The organism is Bartonella sp. MU70NMGDW (genome assembly GCF_042194085.1).
Classification (GTDB): domain Bacteria; phylum Pseudomonadota; class Alphaproteobacteria; order Rhizobiales; family Rhizobiaceae; genus Bartonella; species Bartonella grahamii.
Genome location: NZ_JBHIMK010000423.1, coordinates 1 through 991, shown reverse-complemented (window position 1 = coordinate 991; position 991 = coordinate 1). Strand labels below are relative to the sequence as shown.

Here is a 991-nt window from a genome sequence, read left to right as displayed (position 1 = left end):
ATTAAGCACACCGGTGGTTACATCGGACGGTTACACCCTGAGGGAAAAGAAAACATTCATCTTCCTCCATTCAAGCTAATTCAATCAAAAATAAACCCGCCCTCTTCCCTAGCACATTCAATTGTTCTGAAAGACGCAACAGAAACCCGTTTAATCAATACCTTTTATTTTTCGATATTTTCTGGTTTCTTGGCACTGTTTGCTTACCTTTTACTGTTGAGTAGCATGTGGTATCGTGAAAGCCGTTAAAAAGTCTGAGATTTCGTATAATAGTTTTAAAATTCAGCTTATCCTTTTACGTATTTACTTGTCTTTTATAATTAGATAACATATTGATTTGTAACTTCAAATACAGTATAATACTCCTCCTTTCAAATATCCTCATATTAAAACAATAAAAAACATTCTCTTGCGTATTATTGAAGAGATGCTGTATGGATAGAAACCATTGAAGAAAAGAATGAAATACCTCTTATGAATTCTCTTAAAGCAAGGATTTTCATAAAATTGGGGGAAATAGTATGATGTTTTTTATTCGCACCTTGTATAAGCGTAGAGATAGTAGTGTACAGTAAGCCCTATATACTCCACAGAAGCTTTCCATATAGCATCGAGTACCGTCGTGAAATTAGCTCAAACGTATTGAGAAATGTTTTTTAACAAATATGTGAATGTACAACACAATGATATTTTATTGGGGATATTCTATTTGGAACATTCAGCTTGAGATGTTCTGTTTTGCAAGCTAATTTTCATTTTACAATCTTTCTTGCCTTTAAGCACTAACTTATCTTATGTTTATTCTTTAAATCGTTTTTAATATTCTATGAGATTATATGTTTTATCTTGCCCATATATCGGATGTACATCTTTCACCTCTTCCGCAACCTTCCCTCTTCGAACTTTCTGGAAAACGTCTTACCGGTTATCTGAATTGGCAAAGAAAACGTAAGAGTCAAATGGTAACAAATGTCCTAGAAACTTTAATAGA

General features: G+C 33.1%; 2 pseudogenes. Both read left to right on the top strand.

Annotated features, from left to right (window positions below):
* Window positions 1-249: pseudogene (locus ACFIKE_RS11400) on the top strand (hypothetical protein); the annotation flags it as partial.
* Between the two features lie 587 nt (window positions 250-836).
* Window positions 837-991 (top strand): annotated as a pseudogene (locus ACFIKE_RS11395) (metallophosphoesterase); the annotation flags it as partial.